Annotated in this window: 19 protein-coding genes; 10 read left to right on the plus strand and 9 right to left on the minus strand. The window is 42.5% G+C overall.

Features of this window, described 5'->3' with window-relative positions; translation table 11 throughout:
- The first annotated feature begins 127 nt into the window (after positions 1–127).
- Positions 128–883, plus strand: coding sequence for a DUF5995 family protein (locus tag F0145_RS16225; protein WP_150089805.1), 756 nt, complete (start codon positions 128–130; stop codon positions 881–883).
- Between the two features lie 242 nt (positions 884–1,125).
- A complete protein-coding gene (locus F0145_RS16230; protein ID WP_150089807.1) occupies positions 1,126–1,662 on the plus strand; it encodes a YceI family protein in 537 nt (178 codons plus the stop codon).
- Between the two features lie 286 nt (positions 1,663–1,948).
- Here F0145_RS16230 and F0145_RS16235 read toward each other — a convergent pair whose 3' ends face one another.
- Entirely contained in the window at positions 1,949–2,926 is a 978-nt protein-coding gene (locus tag F0145_RS16235) for an adenylate/guanylate cyclase domain-containing protein (RefSeq protein WP_150089809.1), read from the minus strand.
- A 58-nt stretch (positions 2,927–2,984) separates the two neighbouring features.
- A complete protein-coding gene (locus tag F0145_RS16240) occupies positions 2,985–3,389 on the minus strand; it encodes a DoxX family protein (RefSeq protein WP_150089811.1) in 405 nt (134 codons plus the stop codon).
- A 149-nt stretch (positions 3,390–3,538) separates the two neighbouring features.
- Here F0145_RS16240 and F0145_RS16245 point away from each other — a divergent pair, with 149 nt between their 5' ends.
- Positions 3,539–3,895 carry a DUF6152 family protein gene (locus tag F0145_RS16245; protein ID WP_150089813.1) on the plus strand — a complete coding sequence of 119 codons (357 nt, stop codon included), beginning with the start codon at positions 3,539–3,541 and terminating at the stop codon, positions 3,893–3,895.
- A 2-nt stretch (positions 3,896–3,897) separates the two neighbouring features.
- Positions 3,898–4,386 carry a DUF6644 family protein gene (locus F0145_RS16250; protein ID WP_150089814.1) on the plus strand — a complete coding sequence of 163 codons (489 nt, stop codon included), beginning with the start codon at positions 3,898–3,900 and terminating at the stop codon, positions 4,384–4,386.
- Between the two features lie 153 nt (positions 4,387–4,539).
- Here F0145_RS16250 and F0145_RS16255 read toward each other — a convergent pair whose 3' ends face one another.
- The gene (locus F0145_RS16255) at positions 4,540–5,916 is read right to left on the minus strand and encodes an MBL fold metallo-hydrolase RNA specificity domain-containing protein (protein ID WP_150089816.1); all 1,377 of its coding nucleotides are present in this window, start codon (positions 5,914–5,916) and stop codon (positions 4,540–4,542) included.
- A gap of 219 nt (positions 5,917–6,135) precedes the next feature.
- Between F0145_RS16255 and F0145_RS16260 the strand changes: the two genes are divergently transcribed.
- Genes F0145_RS16260 through F0145_RS16270 form a run of 3 tightly spaced genes read left to right on the plus strand, consistent with a single transcriptional unit; the run spans position 6,136 to position 9,861 of the window.
- Positions 6,136–6,933 (plus strand): hypothetical protein, encoded by a 798-nt coding sequence (locus tag F0145_RS16260; RefSeq protein WP_150089818.1) that lies wholly within the window; start codon positions 6,136–6,138, stop codon positions 6,931–6,933.
- Between the two features lie 11 nt (positions 6,934–6,944).
- Positions 6,945–8,642, plus strand: coding sequence for a hypothetical protein (locus F0145_RS16265; protein ID WP_150089820.1), 1,698 nt, complete (start codon positions 6,945–6,947; stop codon positions 8,640–8,642).
- Positions 8,626–9,861 (plus strand): radical SAM protein, encoded by a 1,236-nt coding sequence (locus F0145_RS16270; protein ID WP_150089823.1) that lies wholly within the window; start codon positions 8,626–8,628, stop codon positions 9,859–9,861. The genes F0145_RS16265 and F0145_RS16270 overlap by 17 nt, the downstream gene beginning before the upstream one ends.
- A gap of 176 nt (positions 9,862–10,037) precedes the next feature.
- Here F0145_RS16270 and F0145_RS16275 read toward each other — a convergent pair whose 3' ends face one another.
- The 4 genes from F0145_RS16275 to F0145_RS16290 all read right to left on the minus strand — a co-directional run bounded on the left by F0145_RS16275 (position 10,038) and on the right by F0145_RS16290 (position 16,286).
- Positions 10,038–11,120, minus strand: coding sequence for a calcium:proton antiporter (locus F0145_RS16275; protein ID WP_150089825.1), 1,083 nt, complete (start codon positions 11,118–11,120; stop codon positions 10,038–10,040).
- 430 nt (positions 11,121–11,550) lie between these two features.
- On the minus strand, positions 11,551–12,483 hold the full coding sequence (locus tag F0145_RS16280) for a TerC family protein (RefSeq protein WP_150089827.1): 933 nt from the start codon (positions 12,481–12,483) through the stop codon (positions 11,551–11,553).
- A 285-nt stretch (positions 12,484–12,768) separates the two neighbouring features.
- Positions 12,769–13,416 (minus strand): trimeric intracellular cation channel family protein, encoded by a 648-nt coding sequence (locus F0145_RS16285; RefSeq protein ID WP_150089829.1) that lies wholly within the window; start codon positions 13,414–13,416, stop codon positions 12,769–12,771.
- A 386-nt stretch (positions 13,417–13,802) separates the two neighbouring features.
- Positions 13,803–16,286 (minus strand): outer membrane beta-barrel family protein, encoded by a 2,484-nt coding sequence (locus tag F0145_RS16290; protein ID WP_190277569.1) that lies wholly within the window; start codon positions 16,284–16,286, stop codon positions 13,803–13,805.
- 610 nt (positions 16,287–16,896) lie between these two features.
- On the opposite strand from F0145_RS16290, the gene F0145_RS16295 reads away from it, so the two are divergent.
- Positions 16,897–18,435, plus strand: coding sequence for a sensor histidine kinase (locus tag F0145_RS16295; protein WP_150089833.1), 1,539 nt, complete (start codon positions 16,897–16,899; stop codon positions 18,433–18,435).
- Complete coding sequence (locus F0145_RS16300; protein ID WP_150089835.1) at positions 18,435–18,821, plus strand: response regulator; 387 nt, start codon at positions 18,435–18,437, stop codon at positions 18,819–18,821. Before F0145_RS16295 ends, F0145_RS16300 begins: the two co-directional genes overlap by 1 nt.
- 100 nt (positions 18,822–18,921) lie before the next feature.
- Here F0145_RS16300 and F0145_RS16305 read toward each other — a convergent pair whose 3' ends face one another.
- Positions 18,922–19,698, minus strand: a complete 777-nt coding sequence (locus tag F0145_RS16305; RefSeq protein WP_150089838.1) for an NUDIX hydrolase — start codon at positions 19,696–19,698, stop codon at positions 18,922–18,924.
- 158 nt (positions 19,699–19,856) lie between these two features.
- Between F0145_RS16305 and F0145_RS16310 the strand changes: the two genes are divergently transcribed.
- Positions 19,857–20,243 carry a hypothetical protein gene (locus tag F0145_RS16310; RefSeq protein ID WP_150089840.1) on the plus strand — a complete coding sequence of 129 codons (387 nt, stop codon included), beginning with the start codon at positions 19,857–19,859 and terminating at the stop codon, positions 20,241–20,243.
- Between the two features lie 361 nt (positions 20,244–20,604).
- On the opposite strand, the gene F0145_RS16315 is transcribed toward F0145_RS16310, so the two are convergent.
- Positions 20,605–23,061 carry an outer membrane beta-barrel protein gene (locus tag F0145_RS16315; RefSeq protein ID WP_150089842.1) on the minus strand — a complete coding sequence of 819 codons (2,457 nt, stop codon included), beginning with the start codon at positions 23,059–23,061 and terminating at the stop codon, positions 20,605–20,607.
- Positions 23,062–23,341: the final 280 nt, after the last annotated feature.

Below are 23,341 nucleotides of genomic sequence, written 5' to 3' on the forward strand. Positions count from 1 at the left end.
ATAGTTGCGATTACGCAAAGCCCGACGTTAACAGGAATAAACCTAATATTTTTGGCGCTTTGAGCATTACAGGAATTGCGCCGGGAGAAAATTAATACGTATGTTTAGGCAATTATAAAACTTTGCTATGATTGCCCGCACCATCGACGAAGTTCTCACTGCCCTAGAGGAAATAATAGCTGATTGTACCCGCAACAATAACCGGGCGGGCTACTTTGCCATGGTGTATTATTGTACTACGCTGCGGGTGAAAAAAGATATTTTACTTAATAATTTTGAAGATGGTCCGCGCATGGAGCAGTTTGATGTGCTGTTCGCCAATTATTACCTGCAAGCCTGGCACCAATGGCAAAAAAACCAACCCCCTGCTGCTGCCTGGAAAATTGCATTTGAAACGGCCACGCAAACCCCGGCCATTCTGATGCAGCATTTACTCCTGGGCATGAATGCCCACATTAACCTGGATTTAGGTGCTGCCGCCGTCGAAACCATGCGGGGCGACCGCCTGCAACACCTCCAACGCGATTTTAACAGCATCAACGCCATACTCGGGGCTATGATCGATAAGGTTCAGGAGAATATTGGCAAAATTTCGCCGCTAATGGGTTTACTGGATTTACACGCGCGCAACCACGACGAATTATTGGTGCAATTTAGCATTAACCTGGCCCGTGATGGCGCCTGGCGTTTTGCCCAGGAACTAAACAGCAAAACTGCCGCCGATTACCCAGTCTTCCTGGCGGCCCGGGATAATTGTATTGCCCAGTTAGGTAAAAACCTGGCTAATCCCCGCGGCTTACTCCTGAAATATACCCTAAAAGCAATCCGGGCAACCGAAAATCAACCGCCGGCTAAAATTATTAACTTACTGAAAGTACTTTAATCAGCTTACACATTATTAGTTGGGGCTAACCTAATCCTGAGGCTATTACGGGCTTACTTCTATAAATAAATAGCTTTACTTCCGAAGTAGCAATTTCTCGGAATCATTTTAGCGGCTTATGTAGTATTAAAATAAAAGTTTTGTTTATTTATGTGTGTATATACAATAAATGTAAGTACATTTACTTAAACAGTGTAGCAGAACATTCATAACTAAAATATAAATAACTAAAACCTAAAACTATGGCAACTATTAAATGGGTAGCAGACCCGGCGCACAGCGAAGTTCAGTTTAAAGTAAAACACCTGATGATAACCACCGTAACTGGTTATTTCGAAAAGTTTACGATTGAAGCAGAAACCAGCGACGACCAGTTTACCGACGCTACAAAAGTTACTTTTACCGCCGATATAAACACCATTAACACCAACAACGACCAGCGCGATACTCATTTAAAATCGGCTGACTTTTTTGATGCAGAAAACCACAATGAGCTGCGGTTTGAAGGAACCCGTTACGAAAATGTAGGTGGCAGTGATTATAAGTTACACGGCGATTTAACCATTCGGGGCATTACCAAACCTATAACCTTAAACGTAGAATTTGGCGGCATTGTGGTAGACCCTTACGGCCAAACCAAAGCCGGCTTTACCGTAACTGGTAAAATCAGCCGCAAAGAATTTGGCTTAATCTGGAATGCCGTAACCGAAGCGGGCAGCGTGGTAGTAAGCGATGAAATTCGCCTTTTAGTTGAAGTACAATTGGTAAAACAAGGTTAAAAAATATTACCGTTATGTTAAGCTCGCCGGAGTAGGTATTTCTTAGTTTATACCATTATTTTTCGGGTACTGCGCTTACATTATTGTAGTCATCCTGAGCTTGTCGAAGGATCTAATAATTATTTAATGCTGTTATAGATCCTTCGACAAGCCCAGGATGACCAATAGTAAACACTTAAGCGCAGGTTTCGTTTTATAATGGTATTATAAGTACGGTGTAGCTATTTCGGCAAGCTCAACATAATTATTCTATCTTTAAGTAGCGTAAACCTGATATTTATATCATTTATTCCGCAGCTAAAATATTAGCTTCTAGGGTTGCGGGTTTGCGGAAAGGTTGCCCAATGAGGTAAACCGCGAAAGCTTCTTTTACGCCTTTTAGATTTATATTGGTGCAAATTGTTTCCTGGGGTTGATTTTTTAACAACTGAAAGGCTTTGGCCGAAATGACAAAGTTGTTATTAAGTTCTTTGGTGGCATTCTGCAGGCGGGCGGCTACATTTACCGGAAAGCCCATAACGCTTAAATTATTATTTACGCCAATACCAATATTTCCTAATATTACGCGGCCTACGTGCAGCCCAATGCCTACCTGTAAATAATAATTAAAATAATGCTGTAAATACGTTTGGTTAAAAACCTCCAGATCTCTAAAAATCTGGTTGCCGGCATTTACTGCGGCCTGTACGGCGTTTCGCAAGCTGGTTTCCAGACCAAAAACAGCGTATAAGCCATCGCCGGCGGTTTCTATAATGCGGCCCTGGTGGCTGGTTATGGCATTCGAAAATATCCGGAAAAGCCGGCGCATAATATGAATAACATCAAATGGCAGGTGGGCTTGCATAAAAGGAGTAAAGTCGCGGATATCGAGAAAAAACAAGGTTAGTTTCTTTTCTTCGCCAATTGCTTGCAGCATATCTTCGCCCGACGCATCGTTTATGTAAAGACAGCGATCGGTTTCGTCGCGAATAATGCGGTGGAGTTTTACCGGCTGACCAATTACCTGGGTCTGGCACGCTAACCGGACTTCATTCGGAAATTTTATTCTGCTTTGGGCTAATTTTTCCCGGACATTTGGTTCGCTCAGGTTTTCGGCGCCTTCGGTTACCAGCACCCGGCAAGTAGAACATTGGGCCTTACCGCCGCAAGCGTGGTAATGCGGAATACCCGCAGCCAGCGAAGCTTCCAGAATGGTTTGGCCCGGCTGCACCGGCACCATTTTTTCACCTATAAACAATATTTGGTTTAGTTCTTTTTCAGCCATAGCCTTACAATAAGTTTAGCCTTACTTTATTAAACAAACTGCCGGGCACCTGCTGCATTTAATCCCAGGAACTGCGCACCGAAAGGGCATAGCGGCCAGCTCCCAGAAAATAAACAGCCAGCGCGCCAAATAAGAATAAAGCCGGCAACTCCACGCCCCAGGCACCTGATTCGGTTAGCTTAAAAATATCGGAGAAGTGCCGCATTACAATGGCCCAGAACATGGTGAAAGCTATTAACAACGCCGCCAAACGCGCCCGCAAACCTATTATTAATAGCAAAGGGGCAATTACCTCGCCTAAATATACCCCGTACGCCATTACGGCCGGTATGCCTTTGGCCTCGTGCAATTCCACTAAGCCGTCAATGCCTTTTATTAGTTTGCTAATGCCGTGCAACAAGAGCAGTCCGCCAATGGTTAAACGCAAAAGCAGCTTACCCGTATCGGTGCTGGGTGCATTCATATAACCTGAATATTATGTGTTTAAATAAAGTTTTACCTTAAAATATTCGTTAAGTTTATAGCTTATCTTTATTGTTTTAAGGCATACGCGTATAAAAAGTACCCGGGTAACGTTCTTTTGTTAAACCAATCTTTTAAACTTTAGCTGCCATGAAAAAGATTAAGCTTGCCGCATTTGTATTACTCTTGTTTTTGAGCACAGCTTTTACCTGGTTTCACCACGGTTGGGCCAATTACGACCAAACTAAACCGCTCGATTATACCGGCACCATTCAGGAATTTACTTACGAAAATCCGCACGCTACGGCTAAACTGGCGGTTAAAGACCAAACCTGGACGGTAGTGCTGGCGCCTACCAGCCGCATGCAGGAAAGAGGCGTTTTGGCCGAAATGCTGGCCAAGGGCACTTCTATCCGGGTGGTGGGGTATCCGCACCGCGAGGTTAAAAACGAAATGCGCGCCGAAAGAATATTTGTAAAGGGCAAAAAATACGAAATGCGCCGTTAAGCATGGCGGCACTCGTAACGGAGGTATTCCGGTGGCTCGAAGATTCGGTTTGGGCTGTTACCATCCGGCAATCGGTATGGTTATACCCGGCGCTGGAAGTAGTGCATATTTTGGGTATTGTCATAATTGTGGGCGCTGCATTTATGTTTGATTTACGCTTGCTGGGTTTTGGCCGCGAAATATCGGTGCAACACCTGGCTGGGCATTTGCTTTCGTGGTCGCGGCGCGGGCTATGGCTGGTGGTACCTTCAGGCTTTTTGTTGTTTATAACCGATGCCCTGGCCTTGGGCTACAGTTTTACTTTCTGGCTTAAAATGGCTTTGCTCTCCCTGGCGGGTTTTAATGCCCTAATATTTCATCAATTTACTTTTGCTTCGGCTGCCGGCTGGGCTACTTACCAGGTTGCGCCCATTAAAGCTAAAGCAGCAGCAATTATTTCTATTTTGTTGTGGCTAGGCGTAATAATTTGTGGTAGATGGCTGGCGTATTAGGGCGGTAAGTTTTGTTTAACCAAAATTGTTATTTCGAATTTTTCCCAAGCGCTTTAAAGGTTTTTTAAAATATTGGTACACCTGGTTCTGGCAGCGAGAACCAGGTGTACTAATTTTTAGGTTGCTCTAATCTATGCTGCTTCAAAATAAAGTTTAAACAACATACGATAGCCGTTGTTCAGGAATTTCAATATTGGCGTAACCCAGTTCTTCTAAGTCAGTTTTTAATCTTTCCATTACCCGTTTTTCGCCGTGTACCAGAAATATATTTTTAATTTTTTCTTTATCCTGGCAATGTAAAAATTTGGCAATATCGCTGTAATCGCCGTGGGCACTGTATTCTTTCATCTGCATTATTTCGGCTTTTACTTCAATTTCTTCCCCAAAAATATACACCTTTTCGGCGCCGTTCATGAGTTTACCGCCCAAGGTAGAAGGTTCGCAGTAACCCGTAATAAGTACAGCGCTGTTTGGGTCAGAAAGGTTATTTTTTAAGTGGTTCCGGATGCGGCCGGCCTCCATCATCCCCGACGACGAAATAATAACACAAGGTTCGTCGAAAGTATTTAGTTGTTTAGAATCTTCGGTTTCGGTAATGTAGCTGAGCTGCGGAAAGCCAAAAGGGTCCGGATCGGTTTTAATGTACTCCAGCATGGTATCGTTAAAATATTCCGGGTTGCTGCGCAAAATATCCGTAGCATAAACCGATAATGGGCTATCTACGAAAACCTTAATATTGGGTAAGCGGCCTTCTTCGGCTAAGTAATTTAAGGAGTAAATCAGTTCCTGGGTGCGGCCAATACTAAAAGCCGGAATCAATAATTTACCACCGCGTTCTACGCAAACTTCCTGTACTATTTTTTGGAGGCGTTCTTCGGTGTTTTCTAAGGAAAGGTGCAGTTTGTCACCGTACGTCGATTCGCACAAAATAATTTCGGCTGCCGGAAAAGGCTGGGGCGTTTTTAAAATGCGGTTGGCAAAGCGGCCAATATCGCCGCTAAAGCATAAGGTGCGTTCCTGGCCGTTGTCCTGCAATTTTAAGTTAATGGCCGCGCTGCCTAACACGTGGCCGGTATCGGTAAATAAAAGTTCTATGTCTTCGTCTATCTGGTAAGGCTGGTCGTAAGGTACGGTTTTAAAAAGCTGCAGGGCCGCTTCGGCATCTGCTTCGGTGTAAAGCGGTTCATGAGTAGCATTATTGCCGTTGCCATTATTGTCTTGTATGCGGGCACTATCGCGCAAAAGCAGTTCGCACAACTCCAGGGTGGGTGGGGTACAGAAAATGGGGCCGTTATACCCTAGTTTTACCAAACGCGGAATTAAACCCGAATGGTCGATGTGGGCGTGCGAAAGAATCAGGTAATTAATATTTTCGGGTTCAAAGTTAAATTCGCGGTTTTCTTCGTCGTTGTTCTCGCCTTTTCCTTGTTGCAGCCCGCAATCGAGCAAGATGCGTTTGCCGTTTTCTAATGTAACCAGGTGTTTGCTACCCGTAACGCTCTGTGCCGCGCCGTAAAATGATATGGTCATAAGTGGGTGATTAAATAAGTTGGCTTATCTACGGGTTGCGCGGGCGGGCGTTGTGCTGATGGCAAATATTAATATGGCAGAGTAAACCCACCGAATAAAGCCCGGCTCTTGCAATAATTAGCGAAACTTTTCTTAAATAAATATTCCTAATAAATATTAGTTTATTTAAAAATTATTAAATTAGGATATTAATGTATGCGTATATTTTCCTGACCCAAGATGGCTAAAAAAATACTCCTGCTGTTTTATTGCTGGTTTGCCGTTGTTGTTGCATATGGGCAGGATATTATTACCCGCACCGATGGCGTAGCCATTAAAGCGCAGGTGCTTGAAATAAAACCCAACCAGATAAATTTTAGGTTATTTGGGCAACCCGACACCTTAGTTTACCAGATTAGTACCCAGGATGTACAAACCTTGCGCAAGGCCGATGGCACTACCCAGACTTTTAACCAGCCCGGTGCCAACGTAGCAGACAGGGGCTTTAATTACGAAACCCAGACCCGCCGGCACATACTTTGGTTTCATCCTTTCGATTTAATTTACGCTAGCTTTACTTTGGGCTACGAGTACCTGTTGCCTTCGGGTAAGTTAGGGATAAAAATACCGGTTTCTTTGGGTTTGGCTGGGGGTACCGGCAATAATTATTACGATGATTTCCGGCGCAATAATCGTTACGGAGCCGGATTAGAACTAAATATTTACCCGTTTGGCCAGCGCCGGTTCAACTATTATTTTGGTCCGGCTATAAACTACCGAACTTACCGGTTTTATTATTACAATTATGCCCAAGGGCTGCCACAACCCGAATTATTAAAAGAAAATGCGCAGCTTTTTGCCGCAGTCCTAAAAAACGGAATTTATTACCAGTTTAATAAATCGATTAGTATTGGGGCCGATTTAGGTTTGGGCATTCGTTTCTTTAACGAGCCAAACCCACCCGATGATTATTACTATCCGGAAAACAGAACGCGCGGCTACCTGCCCGGTAACATACAACTCGGATTTCGTTTTTAACCTTTTTAACTATGAAAAAATTAACGGGGTTATCCGTCCGGAGTATACCGCTATTTAAAATATTCCGGTTGCGATTGGTGCAACGGTCTGTAGCCTTTTTGCTGAGCTTTTCGTTGCTGCACCTAACAGTAGGTTGCAATTTTTACCGGGTACGGGAAGAAAAAAATATTAGCGCCGAAAAGGTGACCGGTTTACCCAATTACAAACGTTTTATTTTGCACCAGGGCAGCAACCTGTGGGAACTGAAAAATATTGCCCTCCAGGAAAACACCATAACCGGCAATTTACAGGCCTTACCCGACGATCTTTTACCCTACACAGACGACAAAGTAGGCACACCGCACCGGTATAAATCAGATTACAAAGGCATTGCCCTAAATATTGTGCACCTGTACGTGTACGAGTTTGCCCAGCTCAAAAATAACCAGGCCAGTATTCCGGTTGCGGCCCTGAAACGTTTAGAAATTACCGATAAAGACAATGGGGCAACTGTGGCCTCTTATACCTTTACTACCATTGCCAGTTTGGGCGTGGCTTTTTCGTTGGTAGCTATAATTGCCTTGCTTTTAAAAAGTTCGTGCCCGTTTGTGTACGCTTATAATGGAAAAAACTTTGAGTTTATCGGCGAAGCTTACGGTGGCGCCATTTTTTCGCCGCTGGAGCGCGATGATTATATGCCCTTACGAAACTGGCAAGCCGATGCCGGTAAAGTACAGGTAAAAATAGCAAACGAGTTAAAAGAGCGGCAATACACCAACCTGGCTGAACTGGCCGTGGTGCAGCACCCGACAACCGTTAAAGTACTCCTGGACCAGCAAGGCCAGCCGCATACCCTGCAAAATATACAGGCGCCCGTAACGGCTATGGCTTCCGACGGGATTAATTATGCTGCCGCGCTTGCTGTTCAGGATAGCAGCACCTGGGCTTTTAACAACGCTGCAAAAAATATTAATGCTATTAATATTAAGTTTCCTAAACCGGCTAATTCCAAAACCGGCAAGTTGGTGCTGCATGCCCAAAATTCTTTGTGGCTCGATTATTTATTTGGAGAGTTTACGAAGCAATTTGGTAGTATTTATAACCACTGGGCCGAAAAACAAAAAGCTGTACCGGCTGCCGATTTGTACCAATGGCAGCAGGAGCAAGGCCTTCCGTTGCTGGTAGAAGTGCAAACTACCGCCGGCTGGCAAGTGGTAGAACGCATCCCGCCGGTTGGGCCGCTTGCGGCCCGCGATTTGGTGGTGCCCATTAATTTAACGCAAGTAAAAGGCAAAGACGTAAACGTGCGGTTATCGTGTGGTTTTATGTTTTGGGAAGTAGATCGGGCCGGCATGGATTTTACGCCCAATTTGCCGGTAACTGTAGAAAAAGTAAAAGCAACTACGGCTTTTGAAAAGACCGGGCAAAATGTAAATCACTTGTTAGCCGCTACCGACCAAAAATATCTGGAACAATTTTCGGTGGGCGATGCTGTAACGCTCACATATTTATTGCCTGCCAAAAAAGCAGAGCAGGAGCAAAGCTTATTTTTACATACCCGCGGCTATTACGAGCATGTCCGGGAGTATGAAGGCATTCCCAATTTGCTAACCTTACGGGAATTCGAAAAGCCGGGCCATTTTATTCAGTTTTCGCGCGACCGGTACGAGCAACTGGCTCGCCAGAATAATTATTATAACCTGATTACCGCCCATGCCACAACCCGTTAACCAAGTAATAGCCGGGTTAAATATTTTACCGGAAGCGCCATCGCCTGAGTTACCTTCAGCTATAATTACGCCTATAAATATTAAGCCGGTAATGCTTAACCGCTGGCAAAGTTTTTGGGCCATGCGCCGCATTCGGTTTAGTTTATTTTGGTTGATTTTAATTAAACTCCGGAACCCGCTAAAAGCCGTTTGGGCCATTCGCCAGTTAATTAAAATCCGGCGCCGGTATTTAGGTGATTTTGCCTATAAAAAAGTAGCAAAGGTAGATAACCGCTATTTTTATGAATACAATACTCCGGGTTGGCCTTCCAAAGCTTTCGACGATTACCATTTGGCTGAACTTAACCGGCTTGTACCCTTCGAGCAAAAGCCTTATTTTTTCAAAAACGTAATTATTGCCATTACCAAAAAATGCGCCTTGCGCTGCGAACATTGTTTTGAATGGGATGCGCTGAACAAAAAAGAAAAGCTTACTACGCATGATTTGCAGGCAATTGTACAACAGTTTCAGGCGCAAGGAGTAGGGCAATTGCAATTTTCGGGCGGTGAGCCTTTGCTCCGGATGCCTACCTTAATAAGCTTATTGCAAACAGCCCAACCCGGCACCGATTTTTGGGTATTAACCTCGGGTCATTTATTAACGCCTGAACATGCCCAATCCCTGAAGCAAGCCGGCTTAACCGGCGTAACTATTAGCCTCGACCACGTAGATCCGCACCAACATAACCTTTTCCGGGGTTTTAGTTCCGCTTATGATTGGGTAGAACAAGCAGCCGCTAATGCCAATAAAGTTGGTTTGGTGGTTGGGTTTTCGTTGTGTGCCACCAAAGCTTTTGTAACCGAACAAAATTTAATGGCTTATGCCCGGCTGGTAAGCCAGTTAGGTGGTGTTTTTATTCAGGTACTCGAACCCAAAGCCGTGGGGCATTACGCTGGCCAAACAGTAGGTTTAGCGGCAGCCCAGCAGAAAATATTAGAAGATTTTTATACCAAACTAAATTATTACCCCGCTTACCACCATTTGCCCATGGTGGTTTACTACGATTACCAACGCCGGCGGGCCGGTTGCGCCGGTGCCGCCGATCGCCACGTTTACGTAGATACCGACGGCAACCTGCACGCCTGCCCATTTTGCCAGAAACCGGCCGGCAATATGCTCGAAAAAGGAGTAGAAAATGCTTTAGGAAAATTACGTCAAACCGGTTGTCCCGTTGTGTAAGCTTCTAAACTAAATTATTACATTAGCAAACGAAACTTGCGCTTAAGTATACATTATTGGTCATCCTGAGCTTGTCGAAGGATCTATTAAAACTATGAAAAGTAGATTTAGCCATTTCGACAGGATACCTATGACCGCAATACCCCAATAATATTATATGCTTCTTAAGGAATTTTTTAAGGAATAATGGTGGTAAACAGGTAAACGGCAAATATTACCAATAGCACCACGCCCTGCAAAATATTAGTGCGCCCCGTAGAAAGCGATATAATAATCGTAAATAAAGATAAAAATAATAATACCGTAGATTTTACATCGATGCCCAACGTAATGGTTAAGCCTGTAAAGGCTGATAACACCGCTACAGCCGGAATAGTTAAACCAATGCTGGCCAAAGCAGAGCCAAGCGCCAGATTTAGGCTGGTTTGCAAACGATTATTCTTGGCGGCCCGCCAGGCAGCTAACCCTTCGGGCAATAATACCACCCCGGCAATAATTACCCCTACCAAAGAATTAGGTGCCCCAAGACTTACCACGCCAGCTTCGATGGTAGGAGCCAATGCTTTTGCCAGTAAAACCACCGCTCCCAAACAAGCCAGGAGCAACATAAAACTAATAAAAGCAACCTTATTGGTTGGCGGAGCGGCGTGGGCGTCTTCATCGTCGGCAGCATCTGGCGGTAAAAAGAAATCGCGGTGCCGGACTGTTTGCACGAGTACAAAAGTGCCGTACAAAATTAATGAAACAATAGCAATGAAACCTTGCTGCAGGTAATTGAAAACCGGGCCGGCAATACTGGTGGTATAATTGGGCAATATTAAAGTTAAGGTTAATATTGCCATTAGTGTAACCAGCGCCGCACTTACACCTTGTACGCCAAATATTTGTTCTTTAAACCGCGCCCCGCCTGCTACCAGACATATACCAACAATACCGGTAAGAATAATCATAACAGCGGCAAATACCGTGTCGCGGGCCAATGCAGTGGTTTCGGGGCCACCCGCTAGCATTAAAGAAACAATTAGCGATACTTCTAAAAAGGTTACCGCAATAGCCAGTACCAAGGTGCCAAAAGGTTCGCCCACGCGGTGCGCTACTACTTCCGCATGATACACAGCCGCTAACACGCCAGCAATGAGAACTCCCGCCAAAATAAAAACATATACACCACCCCATTCAAGCGAAATTAAAAAATAAGCTAACCAGGCAAAAACAGGAGACGCAATAGTCCAGAACGGGAGCGGTAATTTCAATTTCATTCGAAAAGTAATTTTTAAAATAGTTTATTTAAGAAGCTTCTAAGTAGCTAGTTAAATTAAAGTATATATAAGTATAAGTGCCGGATACGCCCCGTCTGTTTTAGGAGAGGCAGGAGTATTAAATATTCACCGGTTACTTTTTGCCTACTTATTTTTGTACTAGTACTTAATAATACCACCTTCTGCTAAATACGGTAATATCGGAAAAATAACCGGCCACTTATAAACAAGAACTATCTCGTTAGGGTTTTGCCAACTATAACGAGGTAATAACGGCTTGCCAAAATTTATTACAAGCCGAGTTGGACATCGCGAACTGCAATTTGGTGTAAGTTTTATGTGTTCCTCATTAAAATATTCAGGAATATATTACCAACGGTTGTGGCTCCGCTGGGTAAACAGCTAATATATTCCTGAATATTCTACTGCTTTATTCTAATTCAGAATCATTGGTTCTGGCCGTTTTAATTAAGGAAAATACAATGCTAATGGTAATAATAAGCCCAATCACGATTAAAGAAATAAAGGTTGGGATTTTAAAAATATCGATCATTACCATTTTAAAACCTACAAATACCAAAATAACGGCTAAACCAGTAGATAAATAAACAAACCGGTGTATTACGTGGGCCAGGGCAAAATAAAGCGAACGAAGACCCAAAATTGCAAAAACGTTTGAGGTATAAACAATAAACTGATCTTGGGTAATAGCCAGAATTGCCGGAATGCTATCAACCGCAAAAATAAGGTCTGTGGCTTCAATAAGCACCAGAACCAGGAAAAGCGGCGTAGCATATACCTTGCCGGCTTGCTTCACAAAAAACTTGTCGCCTTCTAATTGGTTTGTAACGGGCATTATTTTCCGGAAAAATTTTATAATGGGATTTTTCTCCGGCTCAATTTCTTTGCCCTGATCCGAAAACATTTTGTAGCCGGTGTAAATAAGGAAAGCCCCAAACAGGTAAATCGTCCAGTGAAACTTTTCAATTAAAGCAACACCCGCAAAAATAAACAGCACGCGCATGAGCAAAGCGCCCAAAATACCCCAAAACAATATTTTGTGCTGATAAATAGAGGGAATTTGGAAATATTTAAATATTAAGACAAATACAAAAATATTATCTACACTAAGGGTTTTCTCTAAAACATAACCCGTTAAAAATTCAACCGCTTTATGCTCGCCAAACCAATAATAAATAAGTCCATTAAAAATTAGGGAAAGGCAAATCCAAACGCCGGACCAGGTTAATGCTTCTTTAACCGAAACCACGTGTGCTTTGCGGTTAAATACCCCCAAGTCTAAAGCCAACATTAGAAGGACGAAAACATTAAAGCCAATCCAAAACCAATTATTTACTTCCATCCTTATAGTTAGTTATTAGGTTTTATGCTAGATTATTTTTTTTATGTTAAACAAGAGCGCTGAAACAAATTATAGCAGCAAATAACGGTGCAAGTTAAGTTAAATTAAAACAATAAGCTCTTTGGCTGCCGTTTTATACGCAGCAACGTACCTAACCGTAAACGGCAATTGAGTTATAACAGTATTATAGAGGAAGTGGCAGAAAGGCAAACTGCCGGTTTAATTATAAGGCGTAGTGTAAGCTAAATTAATTAGAAGTAATAACGGCGCCGTGCAGCACGTGCTTTATTCTTTTTTATCTGAGTTTGTTTTGTTGCTGGCCGGCGTGGGCAGGTTCCAGTGAAAACGGAGGGCTAAAATGCGTAAGGTAAAACATACAATTAAGGCTATAATGGCCACCCAACCACCGGCACCCCATTTTAAGTAATTGCCCAACACCACAATTGCCGACCCAAGCAGCGCTGCCGATGCATATATTTCTTTTTCCAGGATAACAGGAACCCGGTTAAGCAAAATATCGCGTATTACACCACCGCCCACGGCGGTAGTAATGCCCAGCAAAATAGCCACCTCGCCATTATGGCCATAAGAAAGCGCTTTTTGTGCACCGGTTACAGCAAACAACGATAAACCCACCGCATCGAAAAGTAGAACCGGTCGGTTGAGCCGTTGTACAAAGGAAAATAACCCAACGGTTAAGCCGGTAGCAATAATGGCTACTACCAAATAACGCCAGTTTGTTAATCCGGCGGGCGGAATGGCCCCAATACAAAGGTCGCGGATAATACCGCCGCCACAGGCCACGGTAAAAGCAAGCGCACAAATGCCAAACAGGTCGAGGTTGCGTTTTCTGGCTGCTGTTGCCCCGCTTATAGCAAAGGCAAAAGTGCCTGCCAGTTCCAGAATATAATACAAGGATTGTAGTTTTTCCATTTTAATAACCCAGCACAGATTAACTGAATGAGGTAGCAGTTCCTGTTAGCATCGTTGGCAAACCGGTTTTAAGATTATGTGTAATATTAGCGCAAATATTGGTTAATAGTTACTTAGTAAATTACGCAATATTTGCTTGTATACTTTCTTTAATGCTTAGCAGTCCACTATTGTCATTCAGGAGGAAACTATGTAGCAGGCAGTCAAATAGGTTCTTCCTGAATGACACGTGTGGATTGCTTGAACTTTCATTTTTTTGGCTTTTGCGTAACTGCTTTATGCAAATGAAATGCTACCTATTTGTTACGCAATTTGCTTAACTAAACAAAAAAAGCCAGCTACAGGTAGCCGGCTTTTATGTTTTAGTAAGTAGAAATTAAAAATAATTAATTGCTCTCGCCCGCCTTGGCATCGTCGTTGGATATTTTCTTTTTCCGGCGAGGCTGATTTTTAAAATCCATTTTACCAAATTGGTAATTGGCACTAATGCGGAACTGACGGGTGTAGACATACAGCAGATTGTCTTGCTCCGAAGTATTGGTTTTAAATGTGTTCCGCATTTTTAATGTTTGGGAAAAAGGATTATCAACCCCCGCGCTAATACTGGCTTTCTTATTTAACAATTCTTTTTTCAGAGCCAGGTTATAATAGGTCCAGGAAGATGATTTACCTTGTAAAGTTACGCGGGGCGAGTTAAACATGCCAAACACCTGGGCGCTAATGCCCTTAGGAAAGGTATAAGACGCATTCAGGTTGGCATTGTACATAACGCTGGCGTTAGATGCTTCCAGTTGTGCGCTCCGGCTTTCCAAATCGGTGTAAAAAATATTAACGTTACCACTAATATTGCCTTTCTGTAAAAACTTGGTATTGCCAAATAAACTAAAACCATAGCTGGCATTCCGGCCAATATTGCCGAACCGGGTATAATTTACACCTTCTGAGGTAGGCAATGTAAAAGATTGAATAGAATTATTGGTTTGCCGCCAGTACACCGAAGCATTAAACGAAGTACCGGATTTAAAGAACCGGCTGTAGCCTAGTTCATACGAATTGGTTAACTCGGCCTCTAGTTTAGGATTACCTACCTGAATATTAAAGGTATCGGAGCGGTTTTCAAATGGGTTCAGGTAATATAATTGGGGGCGCTGGATGCGTTTGGTATAGTTAAACTTAATTGTTTGGTTATTTTTTAAAGTACGGGATACGGCAATACTCGGAATAAAATTGTCGTAATCCTGGTTAATCGTGGTTTCAGTAGAGGTAAAATCACCGCTGATTTGGGTGTGCTCGTAGCGGGTACCAAGTTTAAAGTTATATTTTTTGTTAAGGCTAAACCCATAAGAGGCATAAGCCGCGGCTACATCCTGGTGGTAAGAGAAAATATCGGTACGGTTCGGCTGAATTACAAAATCTCCAGTACCCGGTTCGGCCAGTAAAAAGCGGTAATCGCTTTCGGCGTAACGTAAAATGGCCTTGCCGCCAATTTCCAATAGCTGGTCTTTAGCCAAAGGCTGGGTATAATCTACCTGTAAAGTTTTTTCTTCGTTGTACGCATCGTTCAAATTTTGTTCCTGCAACGATAATTGGTTATCGCGGTTATAAACATCGGCATAATTATAATTATCGCGGTTGTTGTGGCTTAATAAACCCAAAACAGTTAATTCCTGACCTTGCTTGCTAAACTGCCGGTTGTAATCCAGGTTTACATCGTAATTCATGTTTTCGAACTCAATATTATTTTGCCGGGTGTTTAAACCTATCAGCGCATTTTGCAAATATTGGGTAGAAGTCTGGGTGGTTTTAAAAGCAAAATTGCCGCTTTGCATGCGAATACCAGCCGCTAAATTACTTTTGGGCGTTAAGTCGTAGTCGGTGCCAAACTGCAGAAAATTAAAGTTGCCCACCCGTTTGCCTTCCATTGTCTGGTATAAGCGATCAATATTCGAAAGGCCGGTATAGTAGGTATTGCCGGTTTGTTTGCCTGGGTTGTTGTTCCAGTTGGTGCCTAAAGCCGAATTAAGGCCAAATTTTCCTTTGCGGTAGTTTACATTGCCATTTACGTTGCTGTTGCGGGTACCGTAAGAAGCGTTTACTGTGCCATTTACGCCTTGTAACCCGTTTTTCTTGGTAATAATATTAATAATGCCGGCGGTACCTTCGGCATCGTACTTAGCCGAGGGGCTGGTAATCACTTCCACGGTTTTAATTTGGTCGGAGGGAATTTGGCGCAAGGCATCGGCAATATTGGTAGCCATAATGGTAGAAGGCTTGTTGTTGATGAGTACCCGAATATTGCCGCTGCCGCGCAATTGCACGTTTCCTTCTAAATCTACGGTTAACCCTGGTACTTTTTTCAGTACATCGCTGGCCGTGCCGCCGGTATTGGTAATATCTTTTTCGGCGTTGTATACCATGCGGTCTACTTTGTCTTCTACCAAAGGTTTTTCGCCTAAAACGGCTACTTCGTTCAGGGTTTTGGTGTTGGCTTTTAAAGCTATCGGGCCAATATTAACTTCGTTTTTGCCTTCAATGGCAATATTATTGATGCTTTTCGCTTCGTAACCCAGAAAAGTAATGGTTAAGGAATATTGGCCATTGGCTACCCGGCTAATCGTAAACTTTCCTTTATCGTCGGTAATGGCGCCGTCTATGGTTTTACCGGTAAGTTTATCTAGGAGGGCAACGGTAGCAAAAGCTACCGGGGTTTTAGCAGCTTCATCAGAAACAACGCCGCTTATTTTGCCGTTACCTTTGGGTATTGCCTGGCTTGCTGCTTGCGCAGTAGCAACGGGTGGGGAAGGAGCTTGCGCAAAAATTGTTCCGCCGGAAAAAATACTGGCTGCTGCCAGGAGTATAAGTGTTTTCATAATAGGTAGATAAGTAGATAAGGTTAATTTAATTTCCAGAGAATATTCTCTGTTAAACAATAGCCTTTTTGCTCTTTCTCTACCAATCCCCCCAGGACCATTATTTACAAAATATTCAAAAGAAGTCGTGAGCTTTCTTGCATATTCTGAAGCAAAGATACTTAAATGGCTGCTGGCCGAAAGCCGATAGGGGTGAACCGCCATTACATACCGGTAAACCAACAATATTTGTAGGTGAACAGAGCCGTTCAGAAAAAATTAGGGTAAATATTTCTTCTTAAAGCCAGATGATAAGCCTGGTTTATCAACCTGCTTTTTTACAGGGGGAATAGCTCGGGTTATAATTCTAAGTAAACCGATATACACGAAGAAAAGACATTGCAATTAAACCCAAATATTTAAAAACAAAGCAGTCTGCCGTAAAAATTGCTTGCTGAACATCCTGTTGGGGTATTTGTTAGCAGCCTTTATCAGACTACAAATTTCTAAAATTTGAAAATTTCCAGAATTATTTAGCTTTTATGTAAATCTGGCGTTTGCCAGTGCATTAATATTTGCCTTATTTCTAGTATTTTAGCGCGCGCTTATTCTGAATTTTAAAGTACTATTAATGTTAAATGCAAACGAATTAGGTGCTGTTTTTGCCTATGCTGATTCGCCCTATTTAATCGTATCGGCTGAGGCTGCTTACCCAATTGTTGCGGCTAATGCGGCTGCTTCTAACTGGAGCCATTTTGATGCAGATAAACTCATACACGAAAGTAGAGTAGCAGGCCCGGCTAAATTTGCCGATTTACTCGGATTGCCCGAAACCCGATTAGTAGATTTATTCGGGCAAGTTATAAGCACCCTACAGGCTATAAAAATTAAGGTAGAACCGCCCCGGCTACCAGATAATGACCTGCCGGTTAATGAGTGCGCCAGTGTTTTAGAAATATTCCCGCTTATTACTAACAATCAGGTAACATACCTGGTGCTAAAGGTTTTTTTAGCAGATAAAATATTGCCGGAGCCAAGTGCTTCTGAAATCGCGCATATACATTTGCCCGAAACGCAGCAATCGCTGGCCGTAATATTCGATAGTTTAGCCAATGTTATTTTTGTATTAGATGTAGAAGCGCCGGATTTGTATAAATTCTCGTATGTTAATCGGGCTTTTCAGGTTACTACCGGCTTACCTGTTTCTAAGGTAGTTGGCAGCTACGTACAGGAAATAATACCGGAGCCATCGTTAAGTCTGGTTTTAGAAAAATACCACGAAGCCATTACTAAACGCAAACAAGTAAGCTGGCAGGAAGTATCGGAGTACCCGGCGGGCCAGAAAACCGGGGAAGTGCTGGTGGAGCCGGTTTTTGATGCGCAGGGCAATTGTTTGCGCTTGGTGGGCATGGTACACGACATTACCGAACGCAAAGAAATTGAAGTAAACCAAATGCGTTTAACGCAGGATTTGTACCAGCACAACCGCGATTTAGAACAGTTTACCTATATTGTATCGCATAATTTGCGCGCGCCTTTGGCCAATGCGCTGGGTTTGGTAAGGCATTTGCCCAATATGCCCACAACCACTGAACTTTACCAGCAATACCTTTCGCATTTAATCACGAGCATCGAAAAACTAGATACTATTTTAAAAGATGTAACCCAGATTTTATCTGTCCGGGACAGGCAAAATATAGACCATTACGAAGCTGTTGTTTTAGCAGAAGTTTGCGAGCAGGCCAAGCAGGATCTGGCTCCAGAATTAGGCGCATGTGGCGGCCATTTGCATATAGCCGTAGCACCGGATTTTATCGTACACGGCAGTCGGGTTTATTTGTATAGTATATTTCATAATTTAATTAGTAATGCTATTAAATATCGTTCTTTAAACCGGGTGCTGGAAATAAATATTACTACCATTAACACAACCCCGGAAGAGAAAACAATTCAGTTTTCGGATAACGGCTTAGGGTTTGATATGAACAAGTACGAAAACGACGTATTTAAATTATACAAACGCTTTCATCATAATAGTAGCATAGAAGGGCGCGGGGTTGGTTTATTTTTAGTTAAAACCCACGTAGAAGCACTTGGCGGCAATATTACGGTAAAAAGCACGCTAAATGCCGGCACAACTTTCACCATTAACTTTAAATCCCGGGCCTGATGAAAATATTTATTATTGATGATGATGAGATAAGTATTTTTCTTACCGAAAGATCGCTGCAATTGGGTGGGTTTAAAGCAGAAATTACTACTTTTTTAGAAGCCGATGCTGCCTTAGAGGTACTCAAAAATGCACCGGAAGAAGAATTGCCTAATTTTATTTTTTTAGATTTAAATATGCCCGAGGTAGATGGCTGGGAGTTTCTGGCGGCTTTTGAGCAATTAGACCAGGAGCGGTCGCTTAACAAATGCGCCATCTATATTTTAACTTCTTCGCTTAATATCTCTGATATTGACAGGGCCAACGAACACGAATTAATTAAAGGATTTATTCATAAACCCGTTAACCTGGAAGATATGGAGGCAATTCTGCATTTGAACTATTAAATTATAACTTTTTTGAAGTAAACTAATAGGTTAGCCTTTAACTAATTACCCAAAATTATGCAGGTAGATAAGAGTGGTTTAAATGCCACATGCACGAAGGTTAATAAGTGTGCATAATACCTTCCTGTAAGGCCTGTTCATACTGTTCTTTTTCAAACTGGTATAAGAAAGGCGAGCGGTGTGCCCCAATCGACCGGCGTTCGTCTAATTTTTTTATCAGTCCTAAGGCAATTAATTTTTTAGAAAAATTCCGCTGGTCCAGTTCTTTTCCCAGTATTGTTTCGTAGAGCGTGTGAATTTCCGGAATGGTGAATTTTTCGGGCAACAGGTTGTAACCAATGGGTTGATGATAAATCTGGAGCCGCAGGGTTAATAATGCTTTCTCAACGGTTTCATTCTGGTCAAATAACAGCGGCGGAATATCACTTACGTCAAACCAATAATAATCCTCGGTAAAATAATCGGTGGTTACAGAAACCTTCGAATAATCTACTAACGCAAAATAGCCAATAGATAAAGTTCGCTCCAGCAGCCAATTATCTGGTTCAACCTCCAACCCAAATTTTTCTTTGTACTCCCGGCCACTTCTTTCCTGAACCCGGTACGGCGAATCGCCAAAAACGTGAAACTGCTGCAAAAATAAATCGCTCAGGTTGGTTTTCTCGTGCAGGATGCGATAAGCAGCCTGGCTCAAAGGTTCGCGGCGCTTAATAAAACCACCCGGCAGTCCCCAACCATCTAGTCCTTTCCAACGAAGCAATAAAATTTTAAGCTTTTGCTGATAGTAGCCAAATATTACCGGGTCTATGCTTACATGGGGCAAATATTCCTGATGGCCATGATGCACAAAGTCATTTACTTCTTCCAGCGTATTCATGAAACAAAATTAAAAAATTATTCCGTAAATTTTACGCATTGTAAAAGAAAGTCTTTATCTTTATTCCGTAAGATTTACAATTTGATGTTTTCTTATAATAAAAACTTATTGCTTAAACCCTTTTATCCATCCAATCACCTTTTTAAAACTTATTAATCATGAAAAAGTTAAGTACTCTTTTCGTTCTTAGTTTATTATCGCTACTGGTTTTTGCTACCAATTTGCAGGCCCAAACTGCCCCGGCAGATTATTTTGCCGGTACCTGGAAAGTGAAGGCTTTTGGTTTACCCGACGGCGATATCGAAATGACCCTTCTGTTTGAAAAAAAGGACGGTAAACTCACGGGCGGCATAATAGATCCGGCCACCAAAAAAATAGCCAATCCTTTTACCAAAGTTGAACTGGTTGGCGATAAAGTAACGGCTTATTTCATGGCGCCCGAGCACAATATGGAAGTGTACCTGAACTTAGAAAAACAAGATGATACGGCTGTGAAAGGTAGTATTATGGATATGTTTAAAATGAAAGGTTCCAAAGCTAAGTAAGCTCAACTCGTTATTGGTGCCGCTAAATCTTTATTGCCCGGTTTGCAGTTAAGTAGCCAGCCAAACTAAAGTATATATAAACCAAAGGTGCCGGAAATGCCCCTCCTGTTTTAGGCTACTATTAGGATACATTTTAATTATTTTATTGATTTTTAATAAGTTATAATATTTTATATTATTACAAAAAAATTGATAATCAAATATTTATGTAGTTTGTGTTCTAATAGTAGCCTGTTTTAGGAAGATCAGTTAAATATTTGCCTGCTATTTTTTTCCTATTTATTTAATGCCTGCTGCCAATATTTCCCATCTATTTTATTTTATCCGGGGCATTAATATTTTCTGATAATAGTAAAGCTGGTTAATTGGTGTTAGCCCGTCGGCGCTCTTCTTCGGAACTGGTTTGGCGGCGGGTGGCGGCTTTCATTTTCTGATTACCAAAATTGCGGGAGTAGGTAAGCCGCACTACCCTGGGGTCGGAAAAAGTGCCGTCGAAATACGAATATACGTTTAAGGCTGGCTGATCGGTAATAAATCTAAACCGCATGGTCCAGAAAATATCATCTACCGATAGGCGCAAGGTACCTTTATCTTGTTTTAGTTTTTTCTGTAAACCGGCATTTACCATGCCCATGGCTTTGGTGTATGAAATGCCAAAAGGCGCGCGGCTCAGGTAAAACCCGGTTAGTTCGGCGGTAAAATTATTAGGCAACCGGAACGTCTGATTTAAATTAATGCTGGCATAACCACTTTTTAGGGCAATTTCTTTTTCGTTGTAATACCCTAAATTTTTAATGTAAACGCCCATTATATTGCTCTGAACTTGCCACCAGGGAGCCGGGCTGAATGGAACCGAAAAGTTGAGGGAAAAATTCCGGGAATTTTTCAGGTTTTCGGCGCGGGCAAATTGTTTATTTGTAGCCGGATCGAGGTGTACCTGCCAGTCAATAATTGGCGTTTTGTCGTAGCTGTAACCCAGGGTTAATAACATGTTTTCGCGGAAGCGGTAAGTAGTTTGCAGGGCATCGGTAATGGTAGCCCGCAGATTGGTATTGCCGGATAAAAAAGTATTGGGGTCTATGAAATAAACAAAAGGTGCCAGGTTATTATATGTGGGCCGGGTAATGCGGCGGCTGTACGATACCTGGATGCTGCTTTTTTTAGTTAAATCGCGCGATGCAAATATACTCGGAAACAGGTTGCCGTACCGGCGCTCCACAATAGGCTGGTTGCTGATGGTAGTTAAATTGGTGTGGGTATATTCGTAACGAAGACCGGTTTGTAGTTTTATTTGGTGCGGCAACTGAGAATTAAAGTTTACATAAGCCGCCCCAATATTTTCGATCATTTTAATGTGCTGGCTAAATTCGGTGTTGGGTTGCCATACTTCTTCTATTAGATTCCGGACGGCAACTTTGTTTTCGAGCTGCGAAATGGTTGCTTTAGCACCTACCTCCAGTTTTGTGTTTTCGCCTAAATTATTCCGGTAATCGGCTTTGCTTACCCACAGCCGGATGGGCGTAGTTTTTTTCATGTCAATTTCTTCTTCCTCGGTTTCCAGCGGGTTGGTATACCTATAGGTATTAAAATACCGGTGCGGGTTGTGGTCGTGGTAATACAGGTAATCCATATCCACGCTTAGTTCCTGCTTATCGGTAAGTTTATGCGTTAGGTTCAGGTTACCCATTAAATGGCGCCAAAGGTTTATTTCCTGGTGCGTAGTATTTACCGTAGATTCCAGCACGTTGCTGCGGTAAGTTTCGGAATAGCCTTTTTCGTCTACCGGTGTTAAGTCAAATTTATCGGTAAAACCCGATACCAAGCCGCCTAAAGTAGTTCTGGCAGTTATATTATAATCAAAACCTAACCGGGCAGTATGGTTATGGCGAATAAATTGCCGGCGGTTTAGGGTGTTGGTTTGGGTAATTATTCCCTGAAATGTTGCCTGCCGTACTGTTTCAATGCGGTTCCAGCCGTGGTTGCGCGAAAAAGAATAGTCGGTATAAAGGTTAAGCTTTTGGGTGCGGTGGGTTAAATTAAAGGTGGCCGCCGGTTTTTCGTACCAGCCGTAGCCCATGGTAAGCGAATACGATCCGTTGGTGCCGTAATCTTCGTTCTTTTTTAGTACCAGATTAATAATGCCGGCATTGCCTTCGGCATCGTACTGGGCCGGCGGCGTGGTAATTATTTCTACTTTATCAATATTGCCGGCGTTCATGCCGCTGAGCATCTGAATAATGGTAGCAATAGGTACCCGGCTTTGTTTGCCGTTAATCATAACCACTACGCCACTTTTGCCGCTAATACTTAACGAATTACTCTGGCGGTTTACCATAATGCCCGGCGAACGCTCCAGCACATCCAGGGCGGTAGCACCGGCCGATGTAATACTACTTTGCACATTAACTACCAGGCGGTCCAGGTGCTGTTCGAATAAAGGTTTTTGCGCCACTACCTCCACTTGTTTCAGTTCTTTATTTCCTTCGGCTAATATTAGTGTTTTTACCTGGTGCGTGTTAGCAACATTGTTCAGGTTAAAAGGCTGACTATAAGTTTTCACGTACCCCACCATGGTAGCGGCTACTAAATATTGGCCCGGCTTAATATTCTCGAAGTGGTACGTGCCGAGTTCGTTCGTTAACATACCTTTTACCATTACCGAATCGTGGGCACTAAGCAGCAATACATTGGCAAACGGGAAAGGTGCGCCCTTGCTTTCCTGAATTTTACCGGTAACATTAACCTGACCAAAGGCGCTGCTAGCTACTAATAATAAGTTTAAAAGTAAGGTAAACGGAAGAAGGGTAGAGTTTTTCATGGTTGGGCCAATTATTTAAAAGGGAGCAAAATACGGGATAACAGAAGCATTTTTCTGAGGCTGGTGGCACCCAGAATAGGAGGAACAAACTAGTTTAACAGAAACTTATACTAATTGTATAAAAGCGTAATTTAATATAAATTAAAAAATAATAATTGGTAAATCCAATAATAGTTGTTAATAATATTAAATAAAAAATAAGAAATTTTATATAACGATAATTGATTTTTGTTGTAGTAAGTAACTGTATTAGCTAGTCTGTTTATAATTGATGTTACGT

The sequence above is a fragment of the Adhaeribacter rhizoryzae genome (assembly GCF_008629685.1).
Lineage (GTDB): Bacteria > Bacteroidota > Bacteroidia > Cytophagales > Hymenobacteraceae > Adhaeribacter > Adhaeribacter rhizoryzae.